This window comes from Nocardia aurea (assembly GCF_003123685.1).
Taxonomy (GTDB): domain Bacteria; phylum Actinomycetota; class Actinomycetes; order Mycobacteriales; family Mycobacteriaceae; genus Nocardia; species Nocardia aurea.
In genome coordinates this window covers 25372-43428 of sequence record NZ_QCYJ01000137.1, presented here as the reverse complement: position 1 = coordinate 43428, position 18057 = coordinate 25372, and the positions used below count along the sequence as shown (strand labels likewise).

Sequence of the window (18057 nt, the reverse complement as noted above, 5' to 3'; positions counted from 1 at the left end):
AGGTGGCCGAGTCGATTCTCGCAAGACGAGTCGCGGCCGGTCAAACGTGCATGCTGCCCCATTTTGTACCACCACTGTCGCGCTTGATATATACCGACATTTTCGGCTAGCGGCGTCGTCGCCCCGCACACGATTTTCGGAGCGTTGATCGCCGATGCCCGAATATCGACACTCGGCGCCTATCGGGTACGTCGAAAACCGCTCGCCGATGGGTGAACCGGCCGGACACCGGCCTACACCGAAACGAGGAACCGCTCCAGGCGCTCGGCGAAACCCGGTGCTGCCGGGACGAAATGCCCTGCGCCCGGTGCGACCTCCCGCTGTGAGTCCAACACGTCGGCGAGCCTGTCGCATATGCGTTCCAGTGCGGGGGCGTGACCGCCCGAGGCGACCAGGGTGGGAGTGCCGTGCGCGCGGATCGCCTCCAGCCGTGGTCGCGCTTCTCGAGGCAGGCGCCCGCCGTGAGCGCGTCGCACCGCCGCCACCGTCGCAGCTGGCAGCGGCTGTCCATCCGCCACCGGTGAGCGTGCGAGAGTGAGGAATTCGCGCAGCCGTGCGCTGTCGGTATCGAGACCATCGGTGAGTACGGTGTCGCCGAGTTGCAGCGTGGGGCTCGTGTCTTTGCGGGGTTTCGCGGGTGGTTGGGCGCGAGATCTTCGTCGCGCCTGTTGCCCGAACTATCGTTTCGGACATGGGTGGTGATTTCGTCGGACGCGTCCATGAGTCCGAGTTGCTCGCCGTTCACCTCGGCGAAGTCGTCTCGGGGCGCGGTCGTCTGGTTCTGATCGCGGGGGAGCCGGGAATCGGTAAGACGTGTCTCGCGCGGGAGGCCGCGGCGCGTGCAGGCAGGGTGGGGATGTCGGTCGCGTGGGGGCGCGCGAGCGACGACGCGGGCAGTCCGCCGTACTGGATCTTCCGCCAGGTCGCACGTGGACTCGGAGCTTCTCTGCCATCGACCTTGACCAGCGGTGGTTCCGAAAATGACTCTGCCACAGCACGTTTCGAAGATTTCGAGGAGTTCACGCAGTGGCTTCGGGAGGTGGCCGAGCCGCACGGGATGCTGGTCGTGCTCGATGATCTGCAATGGACGGATGCCGCCACGTTGGCGTTGCTTGTGCATGTGGTGCGCGGCATGGCCGAGTCCCGTCTCATGCTGGTCGCGGCCTATCGCGACACCGAGATCGACGGCGGGTCCGCATTGACGGCAGTGCTGCCCACGCTGGCTCACGAGGCCGCGCAGACTCGGATTCGTCTGGCGGGTCTGCCCGCCGACGATGTGCGGCGTCAGCTCGAACTCATGACGGGCCAACAGATCTCCGACGACGTCGCGGCCGCGGTAGTGCGCCGAACCGGGGGCAATCCCTTCTTCGTCACGGAGATGGCCCCTCTGATCGGCGCCGACGCGGATATCCTTCCCGCCGGTGCGCTCGACGCGGTCCGCGCACGACTGGCCAGGCTCAGTGCGCCCTGTCGCGAATTGATGTCGACCGCGGCAGCACTGGGCGACGAAGCGGAACCGGCGAGTTTGGCGGCGGTGACCGAACACCCGCTCCCGGTCGTGCTCGCCGCCCTCGATGAAGCCGAACTCGCGGGTCTGCTGATCCGCGCGGACGGCTGGCGCTTCCGTCAGGATCTCATTCGTGAAGGCGTTCGGGCGGGTCTGCCGACGGCGGCGCGCGCGGTCGCCCACGCCGGACTCGCGGCGTGGTTGAGCGCACGATCCGACGCCGACGAACGTGCCGGTGAGATCGCCCATCACTGGTTGACCGCGCTTCCGATGGGGGACCCGCGGCAGGCGGTCGAGTGGGCCGAGAGAGCGGGCGACCGGGCGCTGGCGAGCCTTGCGTGGGAGCAGGCCGCCGAATTCTACCGGCGGGCAATGGAAGTCGCCGCGCTGACCGACCAGTATCGGGCGAGACTTCTGCTCGGCCACGGGATCGCGCTGCTGCGCAACGGTGACATCCGCACCGCCGAAACGGTGTTGGCGCAGTCAGCCGAGATAGCACGCGCGGCCGCCGACCCGCACGCGCTGGGTGCGGTCGCACTGGCGATCGAAGGGGTATCCGATCCCTGGGGCACGTTCACCGGTGCGCGATTGGCCGCCGAGGCGCTGGCCCAGCTGCCCGCCGAGGACAGCTCGCTGCGAGTTCGGCTGCTGGCCCTGCGGGCGGGCGAGGCGGGTTTCGTCGGCGGCGCGGACTGCGATCGGATCTCGGCCCAAGCACTGGCGATGGCAGGGCGCCTCGGCGATGCCTCGGCGCTGCGGTCGGCCCTGCGGGCCAGGCAGATGGCGCGCTCGGACCCGGGCGGGGTGCACGAGCGGCTCCACCTCAGCGAACAAATGCTGGTGCTCGGTGAGTCCGAGCACGACGACGATACCGCTCTCTGGGGTCGGCTGTGGCGCTATGACGCGCTCATGATGCTCGGCAGGCTCGATGAGGCCGAAGCGGAGCTGGCGCCGATGCGACAACTGGCGCAACGCTCACGCAGGCCGCTCGCGCGCTGGCGCTACCTGCGAGCTGTGTCGGCGGTAGCGATATCGAGGGGCCGGTTCGACGAGGCCGAGGCGACCGCGTCGGAAGGGTTGCGCCTGATCGAAGGGCGCACACACGATTCGGTGACCGCGACGTCGGTCCTGGTGCTGACGGTCATCGAGGGGCTGACCGGTCGCGGCGGCCACGTCTCGGCCGAACAGTTCGAGATGCTCGACGGCAGTACCTGGGGGCTGGCCGTGCCGACCTACTGCGTCTATCGGGTCCAGCGCGGCGATCTCGAGCGCGCCCGACGGCTGTATCGCCTCGCCCCCGGCGTCGAAGCGATTCCGCAGCCCGGGCTGCTGCCCGGCCTCGCGCACAGGATAGAACTCGCGGCAACGTTCGGTGAGCCCGAGGTCGCCGCCGATCTCGCTGCCCGGCTGCGTCCGCACGCCGACCTGTTCGCCACCAGCGGGGCCGGAACCGTGACCAACCTCGGATCGGCGCATACCTATCTCGGTATGGCCGCGGCCGTCGGCGGACGGCTCGACGAAGCAGCGCACGAACTCCGTCGAGGCATCACCGCCAACGACGCCGCCGGGACTCCGTCCTACGCCGCCCTGGCCCGACTCGAATTGGCGCGGACTCTTACTCGCCGCCGCAGGCCCGGCGATCTCGCCGAGGCCGACACGCTGTGTGCGACCGTCGCCGAGACGGCCGGGCTGTTGAGTATGGCTCCCTTGCGAAGTCACGCCGAGGAACTCGCCGCCGAGCTGCGCGGTGATCGCCCCGGCGGGCTGACACCTCGCGAAGGCGAGGTCGCCGAACATCTCGCACGGGGACTCACCAACAAACAGATCGCCGCGCTCATGCATATCTCCGAACGCACGGCCGAAAGCCATGTCCAGCACATCCTCACCAAACTCGGATTCACCAACCGCACCCAGGTCGCCGCCTGGTCCGCGGACCGGCGCTGAACATCCGTACCCGCCCTCGGTACCACTACGGATTCCCCGACCGCGCGATTCGGACACGATCGGACTCGGCGAAGCGCGCACACATCGCCACCACCGATTTCGAGGGGACGAACAATGAACCAGTCATCCATGCCGCGCCGGCTGACATCCGTGGTAGCCGCCGCGCTCACCTGCGTCGGGCTCGGCGCGAGCGTCTCGACCGCTCCGGCCTCGGCGTCACCGAGTTACGACTGCCCGGGCGGACAGTTGTGCGGGTGGGACGGGCGCGACGGCAAGGGCGCCATGATCTTCCAGTTCGATCCGAGCTGTGTCCTGCACGATATCGGCAACGGCGGTGTCGGTGACCGCTTGACCTCGGCAACCTGACACCGGAAGCGGACAACATCGCCGACGCGGTCGAGTTCTGCCTCTGAGCTTCGCCGCCACGCTCATCGGCGTCATACCCCAGCCCGGCCGGTGCTCGGCCGGGCGAACGAAGCAGATCGGAAAATTCTGTGTTCGGACGTATCAGTCGCGCGTTTCTGTCCGGGACGATCATCCTCGCCGGCAGCGCGGCAATAACCTTCACCTCGACCGTCACCGCGAATGCCCTGCCGCGAGGCACGATCGAGCTACGGGAGGACTTCGACATCTATCAACGACCGTCGGGAACCAACGACAGTCCCCTGGGCTTCCACGTCCACGTCGACACCTCCGAAACCCGCCACATCCAGGGCGATACGGCGATCTTGTTCGAAGGTGCCGTGCACACGGCCACCCTCGAGGGGGACTTGCGTGACGGGGTGATCCGCAACGGTTCCCTGTCGTTCGTCATCCACTGGGACGACCAGAAGACCGGTATCTATCAGGGCGACCGCTACTTCGACGGATACCTGCGCGGTCATACAGTCGAGCAGGACCACTCCAGCCGGACCGCCGAATGGTGGAGCGGCGACAATGGGTGGACCGCCACGACGTAACACGACCCGAGACCACACCGGACATGCCCACCGGTTGGCGGTGGGCATGTCCGTCCGGTTCGGATCCGAGGAAAGTGTGTTGCCGTCCCGGTCCGTGATGGAAATCAGCGTATTTGGCGTGAGTAATCGATCAGGGACGCACGGGTGCGCGCCGCGCGAGGATCCTCCGGTGGCAGATGCGCCAACCTTGCGGTGTCTGACGAAGCGTGTCTTCGTAGACGACAGTTCCGCTCGACCCGTCCGCATTGACCGCCAGCCCCTTGGAGCGCGCTCGCACCCGGTCGCCATCCTGGGCGACCAGAACGATGTTGGTGACGTGATGTCCCAGTGGCTGGGACGGGTCATCCTGGTTGTCGCGGGCCATCTTCCGCAGTGCCGCGATGCCGTAGATCGTGCCGAGGCCGAAGTCTTCCAGGTCCAGCACCAGGTCGTCGGTGTACAGATCGTCCCACCGATCCCAGTCGCGGTCGTCGGCCACATGGCCGTGCAGTGCGATCGTCTCGTGTATCGCGATTCGATCCGCTGCGGTGATGTCCAGCATTCGACGACCTCCCTCATAATCGGGGAACTCCCCGTTCAGTGGTCGTCAGGCTAACCGGGGAGAACCCCACTTAGCAAGGAGAAGGATGGCCGACCGACCACGTCGCGCTGATGCGCGCCGCAACTACGAGCTGGTGCTGTCGGCCGCGAGAGAAGTATTCGACGAACTCGGCGTGACCGCCCCTCTGGATGAGATCGCCCGCCGCGCCGGGGTCGGGAATGCGACGATGTACCGCCATTTCCCTACTCGCCGCGACATGGTGATCGCTGTCTACGCTGAGGAGGTCACCGCGTTGGGGGAGTTGGGCCGGACCTTGCTCGAGGATCCCTCGCCTGCCGACGCGTTGTTCACCTGGCTGCGCGCGTTCATCGCACATGTCTCCGCCACGGGCCGGCTACCCCTGGCTATACCGGATGACGAGGCCGGGCGGCGGTCCGCGTTGTACCGGGAATGGCACGAGACGATGCACACCGCCGCGGCCGATCTGCTGCGCCGGGCGCAGGAGGCGGGTGCGATCAAGGCCGACCTCGATGTGGCCGACCTGCTTGCCTCGGCCAACGGAATCGGACGCGCTGCGGCCGACGATCCACAGGCCGCCCGGTTGCTTGCCATCGTCCGCGATGGCCTCGCGCGCTAGTCGCGAACAGGTAACTTGCCGAACGAGTCCGCGGCCAGAAGTGCATACAGGCCCCACCCGCGACAGGCGAAACATCCACCCTGGTCGGGTGGACTTGTCGGGCACGAAATCCTGCTACGCGGTGTTCACCAGTCGACGAATGGCCGCGGCGACCTGGGCGGGCTGTTCGGCGGGCACGATGTGCTCGGAATCGCATTCCTCGAGTCTCGCCCCGATCTGCTCGGCGTAGTGGCGGTGGTATTCCCGGATGACGCCGAGGTTGCGGGCTTGGTGGCGCGCGGCCCTGTTGGCGGAGAGCACGGTGACGGGGGAGTTCGGCAGATGTGGTGGGTGACGGCGGAATTCGTCGATCGCCGTGGCGACGGCGGCGATCTCGTATCGAGTTCGGGCGATGCCCGCGGGAGTGAAGTCCTCGGCCAGCATGGTGGTGTAGGTATCGGTGGGGAACAGGCGTCCGTGTGAGCGGGTCAGCGCCCGCATCAGTGGTGGGCAGAGCGCGAGTCGCTGCTGCACCGCGAGGATGCGGTTGGTCTTCGTGGCGGTCTTGGTCCAATCGTCATAGATCGGAGCGGCTTCCGGCGTCGGGTCGACGAGTATCAGACCTGCCGGCGGCGGGGAGAGCTTTTCGGCGGCGCGACGAATGATCAGGCCGCCCATGCTGTGGCCGACCAGAACCACTCGCCGCGGCGCGAGCGTCTCGACCAATGCGACCAATGTGATCGCCATGTCCTCGATGCTCTGCGGCCGTTCGGGCCGGGCGCTACGACCGCGCCCCGCGCGGTCGTAGGTGACGGTGCGCGCGACATCTCCCAGCAGCGGAACCACCGGATCCCAGAGTGTCCGTCCGGCTCCCGCGCCCGACTCGAAGACCACCGAGGTCGCCCCCGATCCCGACTCTTCGACATGTAGATCCGTGCCGCGCACCGATATTCGACGTCCAGGCGTTTCTCGAACCACTGCCCACCTCCGAGCGATACCAATTTTGGTAATAATACCGGAAGTGGGATAGTGAGGATATGACGCCGACCGAGTTGCTCCTGCACCCCGTGCGGCTGCGCATCATCCACGCACTGTCCGGAGGACGGTCACGGACCGCGGGCCAGTTGTGCGACCGCATGCCCGACGTGCCCCGCACCAGCGTCTACAGACACCTGGGGCTGCTCGTGGACGGGCGAATGCTCGAAATCGGCGACGAGCGCCGAGTGCGCGGCGCCGTGGAGCGCTCCTATCGGCTGTGCCCCGACCGCCCGACCATCGGCCCGGACGACGCGATGACCATCGATGAGCACCGTCAGGGATTCGCGACCGCCATGGCTGTCCTGATCGCCGAGTTCAACGCCTACCTCGACCGTCCTGCCGCCGACCCCGCCGCCGACGCGGTCGGATACCGACAGAGCACGGTGTGGCTCAGCCCGGAAGAACTCGAGGCGATGCTCTCGGGCTTCCGTGCCGTCGTCGCGCCCCTGGCCGCGAATACTCCAGGCCGGGGCCGCAAGCCATACCTGGTCAGCCCGATTCTGTTTCCCGGCGCAGAACCGGACTGAGCACTCACCCGCCTCCGCGGCGCGTCCGGTGCCGGGTCGGCGTCGGCGAAGGTCGCAACACCCGCGGCGAGAGCAGCTGTTCGCCGGAACGACTCAGATGGCGCATATGCTCGAAAACATCGGTGCTGCCGCGATCGAAGCGGTAGCCGGACGACCCCAGAGAATTATGGGCTTTCGACACCCTCTGGATTCGTTCATAATGCGCCGGTGTGCTGACGAGCCATCGGTTCATGCGGTTTCTCGATATTCGAATATCGCTGTAACGCTTCGGTTGTGCGGAAAGATACGCGGGGTGGGGGAGGTCGAGATCCTTCGGCGTCGGGGCCCAACGGATGGACGAAACACAATACTTTCAGGGGGGCGATATGCCTGGACAAGGCATGTATTCGAAATGCGGGTGGAGAGGTGTTCGGTGGCCTCGGGGGAGCTCATCGTCGGTACATCGGTTGCAGGGGAACCACTTTCGTGACCCTCGCGTGTCGGAGGGTGGGAATATGACCTACGAAGCCGCAAACGCATCCAGCCTGCCGGCGAATGATGGGGATTCTCACTTCCATCGCTGATTCTGCGCGCCGAGACCTTCGGCGGTGATCGGCGAAATCGCATTGTCGTCGCGCGAATGAACCGTCACGTCGGCCGCCTATTTTTACGCGGTGCACTCTTATCGGCACGACGGAACGGTCGGTGAGGGCACGGGTCTGTAGCGGCGCGAAATCGAATTACCGAATTTTCAGTGCTCGGGTTCACCGCGAATCCGAGCGATTCGATCGTGGATATGAAAGGGGCCGAACCATGCCCAAAATCAAGAATCTGAATCCCTCGACAATCGGCCGGATCGGTGGCAGCGACCTCGCTATCCCGTTCCGGATGCCCGACGGCCGGATCGGCTACCTGTGGGGGGACACCTTCGACGGGACCATTCCGGCGGTGGGCAGCGGACCGGATTGGCGCTCGCCGGTCCTCACCATCGCGAACGACACCCCGGTCGGAATGCCGATCGGGTTCGTGTCCTCGCCCGGCAACGGCAAACAGCTCTGGAGCTACCCACACAACAACGGCGAGTTCACCACGATCCTGCCGACCGACGCGATCAGTGTGGGCGACCGCATCTATCTCTGGGTCATGGTGGCCAACGGCCTCGGCAACGAGATCCGTTGCGAAATGTGGTACTCCGACGATTTGGCCCAGCACTGGTATATCGCGCTGGGCACGCACCAACTACCCGACGGATCACCGCGCTGGTCCACCGGCTATTCCGGTGGTCGTCGCACGATGGTCACCTGGGAACGCGGAGGTGACGGTTACATATACATCATCGGCACGGGCGGACTGGCCCGCGACAAGAACGCCTCGATGTGGCGCGTCGCCGAAACCACCACGGCGATCGAGGATCCGTACTCCTGGGACGCCTGGCAGTACCGTGATGGCTCCTGGCGGTGGGGAAAGGGCGATGCCGACGAGATCCTCCCCGCTGGAACGCGATTGGGCGAGATCTGCCTGCGGCGCATCCAGAACCACTGGGTACTGTCCGGATTCGACGCGGGCGCGTACCAGGCATTCGTCCGCGTCGGTTACGGCCCGATCGAATACATCAACTGGCACACCGCACCGCAGACCAATCCGGTGCGAGGCGCCGAACAGGGATCCGGGACATACGACATCCAAGAGCGCCTGTACGGCTGCTACGTCCATCCGTCCTCGAAATTCGAGAACGCCGACGGATCGACGGGCACGTTCGCGATGATCGTATCCACCTGGGCGGTGTCGGGAAATCCGTACCGCGCCATGCAGTATCGAATCCCCACTCCCGCCGCCCTCGGTCCGGTGTCGACATCGGGAGCGGCAACCGGAAAGACGGTGAGTCCGCTCGCCGCGGCCAAGTCGCGCACTTCGGCACCCGCGACGACGACGATCCGCGGCGGCGCCCATGACGATGTGCGCCGCGTCCGACCGGACGGTTCCCGACAGCACTGATCGGAGGAGTGACCACCACGCCGCACGACCAGGACCGGCGGCATGCCGCCGGTCCTGGTCGTGCGGCGGCCCGATCCGCCGGCCGCTTCGATACTTTCCGCGATCGTGTCGTGGTCAGGAACCGGGGAGTGGATCGAGACCGGCTGTGGATAGCGATGCAACTCGTGGATGGGATCGACGCCGCCGAACTGATCCGGCGCGGACCGGCAGAGCTGCCTTTCGCGCGCGCGGCCCATATCGTCGCCGGCGCGGCGCGCGGCCTCGACGAAGCCCATCGGCACGGCCTGTTGCACCGCGACGTCAAACCGGCCAACCTCATGGTGCAGGTACGGCCGGGGCAGCCGGAGCGGGTCTACGTCACCGACTTCGGAATCGCGCGGGCGGCAGCCGAAACGACCGCTCTGACAGAGATCGGGACAGTGCTGGCCACTCTCGCCTACGCCGCGCCGGAGCAACTCGGCGGTGGCGCGGTCGACTACCGAGTGGACATCTACGCACTGGGCTGCACGCTCTACGAAATGCTGACCGGGGCAAAACCTTTCCCGAATCGCGACGCCGCCGAGGTGATACGGGCACATATTCACGACCCGCCGCCCCGCGCGGCGACCGCGAATCCGGCCCTGCCGCCGGCGATCGACGAGGTGATAGCGCGGGCGATGGCGAAAGACCCGGATCAACGCTATCCGAGCTGCGGAGCACTCGCGGCTGCGGCGGCGAGTGCACTCGGTGTCAGCGCCGCTGCGGGCCAACATGGGGTTCGACTTCCTGAAGAGCGGGGGCGCTCCGCACGGCGGCCGAGGATCGGGTATCTCGTCGCCGGGGGGATTGTCGCGTCCGTCGCGATACTCGGTGTCGCGAGCGCCCTCGTTTCGACACGGCACGCCGGAGAGACGGCGACCACCCCGGGCACGCCACCGTCGAGCGGCACGACCGGGACATCGGCGGCCGCCTCGCCCACGGTCACCAGTGCCCCGGCCGCAACATCCTGGGGGCGGCCACAACTACATGGTCCGGGGGCTATCGCTGCTGCCCGAGACGCCGGCCGAAAGCGGATATCAGGGCATGCGGTGCCTTGCGGTCGACGAGAAGAGCCGGCCGGTCGATGTGAATCAGCGGGTGAGCGGGGTGCCCTGGATCTCCTGCAACGGTAACCGCGATCCGATGGGCAAACTACTCGTCGAGTGCAACGCCAATCGCCGATCTGCCACCATCAGCGCTTTCAACGATGGTCCGCCGATCGGCGACGAGCAATGGCAGAGGCCTTCAGGCAGTGGCCGGTTCATATGGGAGGACGACATCACCCGGTCCGGCTCGCCGCGCGGGATTCTGCAGGTTCAGTTCCACGACGCGGGGCGCACCTTCTGCAATCTGGTCGTCTTCGGAGGAAGCTCGGGGCAGGAACTGTTCGACCGGTGGTGGCGCGATGCGCCGTTCTGAGGGCCGGGGCGGTGAGATCGCCCGGTCCGGTCAGCGGCCGGTTGTGGGGAGTCGACCGACACCGCCGGGAACCTTGTTCGGATGTCGTCACCATCCTCGATTGGCGTGTCGGGACGCGCCGCCACGTCACCCCGTTACCGTGCGGGAGTCGACCACCAAGGATCGCCCGGCGGTGCGAGGGTAAGAATCCCTCGGCGGCCGGGTACTGGCGTAGCCCGATTGAGAGGATCTGGACCTTGAGCGATCTTTCTCGCCGTGACCTGTTGCGGGCGTCGGCCGCTGCCGGCGCCGGAGCAGTCGTTGTCTCGGGCCTCGCGGCCGCGGACACGCCGGATATCGCGGACGCGAGCGCCCAGGACGTTGTGGCCGCGGACCACCCGACCGGAAACCCGGAATGCCCGCCCGCGACGTTGACCGGGGACGTCGTACGCCCCGGTGACGCGTCGTACACGGATGCGCGACTCGGCTGGGACCAGCTCTTTTCCCACTATCCGCTGGTCATCGTCTTCGCGCAGGAGACCCGGGACGTGGTGAACGCCCTGACGTGGGCGCGGCAGCACGACATCGCGCTGCGGGTGCGGAGCGGCCGTCACGCCCTCGAAGGCTGGTCGAATATCGACAACGGCCTCGTGATCGACGTCAGCCGGATGAAATCGGTGCGGATCGACACCGATGCCCGTATCGCGACGGTCGGCGCCGGACTGACCCAACTGGAAGCGGTGACGACGCTCGCGAAGCAGAATTTCGCGGTCACCACCGGGAGCGAGGGCAGCGTGAGCTTGTGCGGCGCAACGCTGGGCGGTGGCCTCGGGCCCCTCAACCGCTGGCTCGGCATGGCCTGCGACAGCCTGCTGGCGGCCGAGGTCGTCGTCGCCTCGGGTCCCGACTGCGCCGAGGTGATCAACGCGGACCTGCAGCACAACTCGGACCTGCTCTGGGCACTTCGCGGGGCGGGAAACGGAAACTTCGGGATCGTCACACAACTCACCTACCGGGTGCATCCACTCGACCATCTCACCTCGGTGCAGGCGACATGGGATGGACTCGGGGACCTGTACGAGGTCTTCGAAGCGTGGCAGCGCACGGTGCCGTACGCCGACAGCCGTCTGGGATCCGAGGTCGAGATCCGCAAGTCCCAGATCTTGTTGTCCGCGTGGCTCGCGGACGGGACAGCGGCACAGGCCACGGAGATGCTGGCTCCGATCTTGTCGGTCGGCACGCCCGATGTCACGATGCAGGTCGGTAACTGGGGCGATTTCTTCGCGGCAGCCCAGCTCCCGGTCGATCAAGAGCCCGCGAACTGGAAGTTCTTCTCGCAGTTCGTCGAAGAGCCGTTCCCGAAGGAGGCGATCGACATCATCGGCGACTTCATGCGGAACGCTCCGAGCGAGGAGAGCAACTACTTCGTCGATGCCTTCGGTGGGGCGATCGAGCGGGAGCCCCCCGGCGGCACCGCGTTCGCGCATCGCGACGCGCTCTTCTACAGCGAGATCGGCGCGGCCTGGGGCACTCGTTCCACCGAACCGGGCGTCGGCGACCCGCTGACCTCGCAGGCCCAGGCCTGGACCGCCGAGTTCAGCCAGGCGCTGCGGCCCTACGTGGACGGCGCTTACGTCAACGTGCCGAATGTCGGAATGCAGGGGTGGGCGACCGCCTACTGGGGGAGCCGGCACTTCGAGCGGCTGCGCGGGATCAAGGCGAAGTACGACCCCCACAACGTCTTTCAATACGAGCAGAGCATCCCACCCGCGTCACACTGATCGACAGTTCGCCGCTCGAGCACGACGCGGGAGTGCGTGAGCGCTCAGCACGCGGTGAAGTATCGCTCCAGCATGTCCGGCGCGCCGTCGCCCTTCGCCTGCGTCCAGCACCGGTCGTGCGGGAAGACCACATACGTGGCCCAGCGCGAGGCCGCCCGCCACACGATGCGCTGGCTGTCGCCCGGCACGTCCCACGCGATGACCGCCCAGGTGCCGTCGCATTCGCGCACCGTCGCGGTCGCGGTCCGCTGATAGTCGGCGAGTTCGAGGTGCCCGACGATGCTCTGGGGATCGCAATTCGACGTCGGCGCGGCATCCTCGAAACGCAATGAGCCGGTGACCGATTCGCCGTCGGTCGTCACGAAGAGGGTGTGCATTCCCTCCGGCACGGGGTCGGAGCCGGGCGGCGGGGTCATGCCGAAGTGGTAGCAGCCCACCGGCACCGTGAACGTGCTCCGCCCGTCGGCGTCGGTCGTGCCCGTCCAGCGCTCGACCTCAGGAGTTCCCTCCGGTAGATCCCGTGAGGCGGGACCACACGGTGCGTAACGTGCCAGGCGCACAGGCACATTCGGCACCGCGACACCGCCGACGGTGACGGTGCGCAGCACGACCGTGCCCGATCCGGCAGTCGACGCGGGTTCGGTGGCAGGTGCCCCAGGGGCGCCGGTGGCCGAAGTCGTGGGTGACGCTGTCGTGGGAGACGCTGTCGTGGGAGACGCTGCCGGTGGTGACGATGCCGGGGCCGACGGCGGGGTGGTGCTCGAGCGCGGCGCCGTCGAGCTGACGGTCGATCCGGACTGCGACGCCCCCGTCTGCGAAGTGCTCGTCCCGCCGCCCTCGCATGCGGCGAGCGCCGCCACCGCGCAGACGATGAACGCCGTGTTGACGAATCGCTGAAGTCGCATGTTTCCCCCTGATGTTGTATCCCACCGACGCATGTATATCGCCTGTTCGCCCCCGGTATTACCGCGCGAGGAGTCCAATGTTCCGGGGGCTTGTGCCGGGCGATCTTTCATGCCTCACCCGCACCACCTCGAGACAGAACTAGTCGTCCGGGGAGATGCGGCGGTTGCGTTTGGTGACGCCGCGCCGCTTCTTCGCGGAGATGCGTCGTTCCTTCGCGCCGTGCGAGGGCTTGGTGGCGCGGCGGACAGGTGGCGGGGCGGCAGCGGCGTCGCGCAGGAGCGAGGCCAGGCGCTCGCGGGCCGCGGCGCGATTCTGTAGTTGTGCGCGGTGCTCGGACGCGGCGATCGTGAGCACCCCGTTGACCAGGCGGGTGCCCAGGCGCTCGAGCATCCGGGTGCGCAGCCGTTCCGGCACCGAGGGCGAGTTGGCGAGGTCGAACGACAGCTCGACCCGGCTGTCGGTGGTGTTGACGTGCTGTCCGCCGGGACCGGACGACCGGGAGAACCGTTCGCGCAACTCGGGTGCGGGGATCACCAGCGCCCGAGTCACGGTCAGGTCTTCTGCCATGATCCGACGCCGTTCTTTCCGTTTCGCGAGTCGACTCTGCCAGGTGGGTCCGGGTCCAGTCGTGACCGAGTGCCGACCTTGACCTTCACGATAGCGATGACCTCGCCGAGGTGTCACGAGCAGCCCATCCGCACATGCCCGATCCGAGCGGGTCGGCCGGTATCGCGTGCGTGCTTGTGCGAAGCGGCATTTTATGGCCTCCGCGGCACGCCGGTAGCGTCGAATTCATGGAGTGGAATTTTTCGATCGGCCGAGGAGCTTTCGGCCGCCTTGCGTGCAGGTGAGGTGACCTCGGTGGAACTGACCGACGAGGCGATCGCCCGCATCGAGCGCGACGACGAGGTGATCAACGCGATTTGTGTACCGGACTTCGATCGTGCGCGGGCCACCGCGCGTCGTGCCGACCGGGCGCGCGCCCGCGGTGCGGATCGGCCGCTGCTCGGTATCCCGGTGACGGTCAAGGAGTCCTACGACATGGCCGGGCTGCCCACGACCTGGGGCATGCCGCAGTACGCGGACCATGTGCCGACCGAGGACGCGGTCCAGGTGTCGAGGCTGAAGGCCGCCGGTGCGGTGATACTCGGTAAGACAAATGTGCCGTTGATGTTGCGAGATATTTAGAGCTTCAACGAGATCTACGGCACCACCAACAATCCGTGGGACCACACCCGCACCTCCGGTGGGTCGTCCGGAGGTTCGGCGGCCGCCCTCGCGTCCGGATTCGGCGCGCTGTCCATCGGCTCCGACCTCGCCGGTTCACTGCGCACCCCCGCGCATTTCTGCGGCGTCTACGCGCACAAGCCGACACTCGGGCTGGCGCCGACCCGCGGCATGGTCGCGCCGCCCGCGCCCGGCTTACCGATCGACCTCGACCTCGCGGTCGTCGGCCCGATGGCGCGCACCGCCCGCGACCTCACGCTGCTGCTCGACGTGATGGCCGGACCGGACCCGCTGACCCATGGCGTCGCCCACCACCTCGCCCTGCCGCCCGCGCGCCACGAGCGACTGTCGGACTTCCGAAGATCGGCGGTTTCCAGGCGCCGATGTAGGGCGTAGTACCGTGGCCGGATTGCCGACAAGGGTCACCGCGCCGGGCCTCGATTCGTGCTCGTGAGGTCGTTCGGGGAGCGGTCAGGTTCGGGTTGATCTACGACGTGCGCGCCGTCGTGGCGTGGCGGGCGTGTCAATGCGCGGTGCCGAGGTCGCGAAGGTTTCGGCGGATCTTGGTCGACATTTCGATGAGCAGGTCGACCTCTTCGGGGGACAGGGCATCGATCAGTGCTTCGCGGATGTGGCGGGCGCGGTGGCTCTGCGCTGTGCGGAAGCGGGCCAGACCGTCGGCGGTGAGGCCGATCACCGTGCCGCGTGCGTCGTCGGGAGCCGGATGCTGTTGCAGGAGGCCGCGTTTGGTCATCCGTGCCGCGTGCTGATGTAGTCGGCTCTTGCTGGAATTGGTGCGTTCGGCGAGTTCGAAGGCACGCATGAGGTGACCGGGTGTGTTGCCGAGGGCGTCGAGTACCTGCCAGTCGGCCTCGGAGAGATCGGTGTCGTCGCGGAGTCTGCGGCTGAGCCATTGCCACAGTTCGCTCTCCATCGGGAAGAAGCTCGTCCACAGCTTCCACTCCTGTGCGGACGCCACCGGAAACCTGTGTTCCCCGGTGTCGGAGGACGACGGCGGTTCGGTCATGCGGTGATCGGCAGATCGCCGGATTCCGGCTCGGGCGTCCACAGGGTGTTGGGTATCTCGACGCGCAGGATCGGCGCGACCTCACCGAAGAACCGTTCGAGGTAGCCCTTCGTTGTCGCGAGATCTGTTGTGTAGGTAGAGAAGAAGCCCTCGACGCCCACGCCGAAGACCTGGTTGCCGAACTTCGCGTGCGTGCGCAGCAGTTTCTCGGTGATCTGCTCCGCGGTACCGACGAGTGCCGAGCCGTTCTCGACGAAATCCTCGAGGGAGTCGAACGGAAAACGCGAGCGGTCGGAGAAATGTTCGCGCACAGAAGCTTCGAAGATAGGTCGGGCGATGGCGAGGGCATCCTGGGATCGGTCGGTGATGATGGGGGAGTGGACCCCGACCGCGACCACCGCGGCGTCGGCATCATGGCCGTGGTGGGCCAGGCGTTCACGGTAGTGACGTACCAGGTCGAGATAGGTCTCGTCGCGTCCGAGGCCGTTCGCGGAATAGAGCGGATCGCCCCACCGCGCGGCCAATTCGGTGGACCGACGGCTGGTGGCCGATCCGTGCCAGACGCGGGGTGCGGGCTGTTGCAGCGGATGAGGTTCGATCGTCGCGCCGGACAGCGGTGGCCGGAATCGTCCCTGCCAGTGCACATCCTCTTCGCGCCAGAGTCTGCGGACCAACTCGTAGCCCTCCTCGAGCCGGTCCCACAGGTCCGCCTGGTCGATCCGGAACACCGAGGGAGCGACCGCGTCGCCGCCTTTACCGATGATCAGGTCGAGACGTCCGTCGCTGAGATGGTCGAGGGTCGCGTAGTCCTCGGCCGAACGCACCGGATCGGTCAGTGAGAGCACCGCGACGGTGGTCACCAGCCGAATGCGGCGGGTCCGCGCGGCGATGTGGGACAGGATGACCGCGGGGGAGGACGACAGCAGCGCCGGATTGTGTCGTTCGCCGACGCCGAACGCGTCGTAGCCGATGTCTTCGGCCCATCGGGCCAGTTCGACGACTTCGCGGAAACGGGCCCGTTGGCTCAGCGGCTGCTGGGCGAATCCGGTGCTGTGCTTGGGAACCAGGGTGCTCGCGAGGAATTTCATCGTCGCGTCAACCGACCGTGCGCAAAGTAGTAAACATGTGAACCAAGGTAGGTCGTCGTCGGGTCCGCCGTCAACCGCGCGTCAGCTGTCCTGGGCCTGGAATCCGCGGCTGACAGCGCGGATCGGTGTGCTGGCTGTACGAACGGCTCACGAAACCATCGGGGCGGACCAGCACCGTCCCGTACGGCCAGCCATCGACGACATGCACCGGAATATCGGTTCTCACACTGGGATCGGCCGTGAGTACGCACCACCGCGATCCGACGAGATCCAGCGTGGACACTCCGTCGCCTACCCACATGTGCGGCAGCCGCGATCCCGGCGATCCGTCGAGGTCGAGGGCGACGTCCTCGGTGGAGGGGAGTTCCGCGCCGCCGTACCGGTAGCCCATGTGCACCACCGGCGCGTTGATCGCCCCCGCTGCCTTGCGTGCCTCTGCCATGTCCTTGCCCCAGTGCAGGGACGGATCGTTGAATCGCAGGTGCGCCTGCTCCATCGTCATGAGGGCCACCGGATGGCGTTCGGCGTGATAGGTCTCGAGTAATTCGGGCTCGGCTTCGCCGCGCAGCACGTGCGCGAGTTTCCATGCCAGGTTGTGCGCGTCGGCGATTCCGGTGTTCAACCCGAACGCGCCCAATGGGGGGATCGCGTGCGCCGCGTCGCCCACCAGGAAGACCCGCCCGACGGAGAGCCGATCGGCCACGTGGCCGCGTCCTCGGAATCGCAGCACACCGCGGATCTGTACCTCGATCGACGGGTCGCCGACCGCTGTCCGGATGAGTTCGGGAGTCGGCTCGGTGTCGAGACGGGTGAGGAACACCCACTCGCGTACGCCGTCGACGGTCACCAGCAGGCCGGTCGCGTCCGGATGTTCGATATTGCACATGGCGAACGGTGTACGCGGACGCAGATCGGCGTCGAACAGAACACTGGTGGTCTCGTGCCCGATCGCGCCGGGCCCGGTGAGGCCGATGTCGAGGATCTGTCGAATCCGGCTGCGAACCCCGTCGGCCGCCACCAGGTAGCGTGCTCGCGCGACACGCCCGTCCGACAGGGTTGCCGTGACGCCGTCGGAGTCCTGCTCGAACGAGTCGAGCGCGACGCCGAACTGCACGTGTCCGGCCTTGGTGACCAGCACGCGGTCGAGTCGGTTCTGCGCGCAGGTGCCGCGGATCCGGGCCGGTGTGTAGGTGAGCGCGGCCGCGGTTGTCGTCTTCCACTGCGCGTTTTCGGTGAAGTCGGCCTCGGCGAGTGTGCGTCCTCTGATCTTGCCCGCCCGCAAATCGACGGCGGCGTCGTTGACGGCGTGATCCAGGCCGACCTCGCGCAGGATCTCCACCGACCGTGACCCGATGCCGGTGGCGCGGGGGTGGGGCGAGAGTTCCGGTTTCTCCTCGACGACCAGGGGCTCGATGCCGTGGTGGCGCAGCAGCACCGCGAGCATCAGCCCGACCGATCCGCCACCCGCGATCAACACCTCTGTGGATACAGTGTTCCCGTTCATGG

Annotated in this window: 17 protein-coding genes and 2 pseudogenes; 11 read left to right on the top strand and 8 right to left on the bottom strand. The window is 67.0% G+C overall.

Going from position 1 to position 18057, the window contains the following annotated elements:
* Positions 1–233 precede the first annotated feature (233 nt).
* Complete coding sequence (locus DAT37_RS36250; protein ID WP_157978871.1) at positions 234–476, bottom strand: hypothetical protein; 243 nt, start codon at positions 474–476, stop codon at positions 234–236.
* A gap of 215 nt (positions 477–691) precedes the next feature.
* Here DAT37_RS36250 and DAT37_RS36245 point away from each other — a divergent pair, with 215 nt between their 5' ends.
* From DAT37_RS36245 to DAT37_RS36235, 3 genes are all read left to right on the top strand, one after another.
* Positions 692–3451, top strand: coding sequence for a helix-turn-helix transcriptional regulator (locus tag DAT37_RS36245; RefSeq protein ID WP_109529463.1), 2760 nt, complete (start codon positions 692–694; stop codon positions 3449–3451).
* 114 nt (positions 3452–3565) lie between these two features.
* Entirely contained in the window at positions 3566–3817 is a 252-nt protein-coding gene (locus DAT37_RS36240; protein ID WP_157978870.1) for a hypothetical protein, read from the top strand.
* Between the two features lie 128 nt (positions 3818–3945).
* Positions 3946–4410 (top strand): hypothetical protein, encoded by a 465-nt coding sequence (locus DAT37_RS36235; RefSeq protein WP_109529461.1) that lies wholly within the window; start codon positions 3946–3948, stop codon positions 4408–4410.
* A 130-nt stretch (positions 4411–4540) separates the two neighbouring features.
* Here the strand turns inward: DAT37_RS36235 and DAT37_RS36230 are convergent, their stop codons facing one another.
* On the bottom strand, positions 4541–4951 hold the full coding sequence (locus DAT37_RS36230; RefSeq protein ID WP_109529460.1) for a nuclear transport factor 2 family protein: 411 nt from the start codon (positions 4949–4951) through the stop codon (positions 4541–4543).
* 85 nt (positions 4952–5036) lie between these two features.
* Between DAT37_RS36230 and DAT37_RS36225 the strand changes: the two genes are divergently transcribed.
* A complete protein-coding gene (locus DAT37_RS36225; protein ID WP_109529459.1) occupies positions 5037–5588 on the top strand; it encodes a TetR/AcrR family transcriptional regulator in 552 nt (183 codons plus the stop codon).
* A 114-nt stretch (positions 5589–5702) separates the two neighbouring features.
* Here DAT37_RS36225 and DAT37_RS36220 read toward each other — a convergent pair whose 3' ends face one another.
* Positions 5703–6545 (bottom strand): alpha/beta hydrolase, encoded by an 843-nt coding sequence (locus DAT37_RS36220; RefSeq protein WP_157978869.1) that lies wholly within the window; start codon positions 6543–6545, stop codon positions 5703–5705.
* A gap of 59 nt (positions 6546–6604) precedes the next feature.
* On the opposite strand from DAT37_RS36220, the gene DAT37_RS36215 reads away from it, so the two are divergent.
* The 5 genes and pseudogenes from DAT37_RS36215 (at position 6605) to DAT37_RS36190 (ending at position 12303) form a co-directional block, all read left to right on the top strand.
* Positions 6605–7132 carry a helix-turn-helix domain-containing protein gene (locus DAT37_RS36215; protein WP_109529457.1) on the top strand — a complete coding sequence of 176 codons (528 nt, stop codon included), beginning with the start codon at positions 6605–6607 and terminating at the stop codon, positions 7130–7132.
* Positions 7133–7924: 792 nt separating this feature from the next.
* Complete coding sequence (locus DAT37_RS36205; RefSeq protein WP_109529455.1) at positions 7925–9106, top strand: DUF4185 domain-containing protein; 1182 nt, start codon at positions 7925–7927, stop codon at positions 9104–9106.
* Between the two features lie 8 nt (positions 9107–9114).
* A pseudogene (locus DAT37_RS46565) lies at positions 9115–9780 on the top strand (serine/threonine-protein kinase); the annotation flags it as partial.
* A 331-nt stretch (positions 9781–10111) separates the two neighbouring features.
* Positions 10112–10543 carry a hypothetical protein gene (locus tag DAT37_RS45840; RefSeq protein WP_232840216.1) on the top strand — a complete coding sequence of 144 codons (432 nt, stop codon included), beginning with the start codon at positions 10112–10114 and terminating at the stop codon, positions 10541–10543.
* Between the two features lie 236 nt (positions 10544–10779).
* Positions 10780–12303: an FAD-binding oxidoreductase gene (locus tag DAT37_RS36190; protein WP_109529452.1), complete on the top strand. Its 1524-nt coding sequence runs from the start codon at positions 10780–10782 to the stop codon at positions 12301–12303.
* A 44-nt stretch (positions 12304–12347) separates the two neighbouring features.
* Here the strand turns inward: DAT37_RS36190 and DAT37_RS36185 are convergent, their stop codons facing one another.
* Positions 12348–12911, bottom strand: coding sequence for a hypothetical protein (locus DAT37_RS36185; protein WP_109529451.1), 564 nt, complete (start codon positions 12909–12911; stop codon positions 12348–12350).
* Positions 12912–13011: 100 nt separating this feature from the next.
* Here DAT37_RS36185 and DAT37_RS36180 point away from each other — a divergent pair, with 100 nt between their 5' ends.
* On the top strand, positions 13012–13200 hold the full coding sequence (locus DAT37_RS36180; RefSeq protein ID WP_157978866.1) for a hypothetical protein: 189 nt from the start codon (positions 13012–13014) through the stop codon (positions 13198–13200).
* A 147-nt stretch (positions 13201–13347) separates the two neighbouring features.
* Here DAT37_RS36180 and arfB read toward each other — a convergent pair whose 3' ends face one another.
* Positions 13348–13776: an alternative ribosome rescue aminoacyl-tRNA hydrolase ArfB gene (arfB, locus tag DAT37_RS36175; protein ID WP_109529449.1), complete on the bottom strand. Its 429-nt coding sequence runs from the start codon at positions 13774–13776 to the stop codon at positions 13348–13350.
* Between the two features lie 96 nt (positions 13777–13872).
* On the opposite strand from arfB, the pseudogene DAT37_RS36170 reads away from it, so the two are divergent.
* Positions 13873–14832, top strand: a pseudogene (locus DAT37_RS36170) (amidase family protein).
* A gap of 127 nt (positions 14833–14959) precedes the next feature.
* Here DAT37_RS36170 and DAT37_RS36165 read toward each other — a convergent pair.
* The 3 genes from DAT37_RS36165 to DAT37_RS36155 form a co-directional block, all read right to left on the bottom strand.
* Entirely contained in the window at positions 14960–15463 is a 504-nt protein-coding gene (locus tag DAT37_RS36165; RefSeq protein WP_109529448.1) for a MarR family winged helix-turn-helix transcriptional regulator, read from the bottom strand.
* The gene (locus DAT37_RS36160) at positions 15460–16551 is read right to left on the bottom strand and encodes an LLM class flavin-dependent oxidoreductase (RefSeq protein ID WP_109529447.1); all 1092 of its coding nucleotides are present in this window, start codon (positions 16549–16551) and stop codon (positions 15460–15462) included. The genes DAT37_RS36165 and DAT37_RS36160 overlap by 4 nt, the downstream gene beginning before the upstream one ends.
* 70 nt (positions 16552–16621) lie before the next feature.
* On the bottom strand, positions 16622–18055 hold the full coding sequence (locus DAT37_RS36155; protein WP_157978865.1) for an FAD-dependent monooxygenase: 1434 nt from the start codon (positions 18053–18055) through the stop codon (positions 16622–16624).
* Positions 18056–18057: the final 2 nt, after the last annotated feature.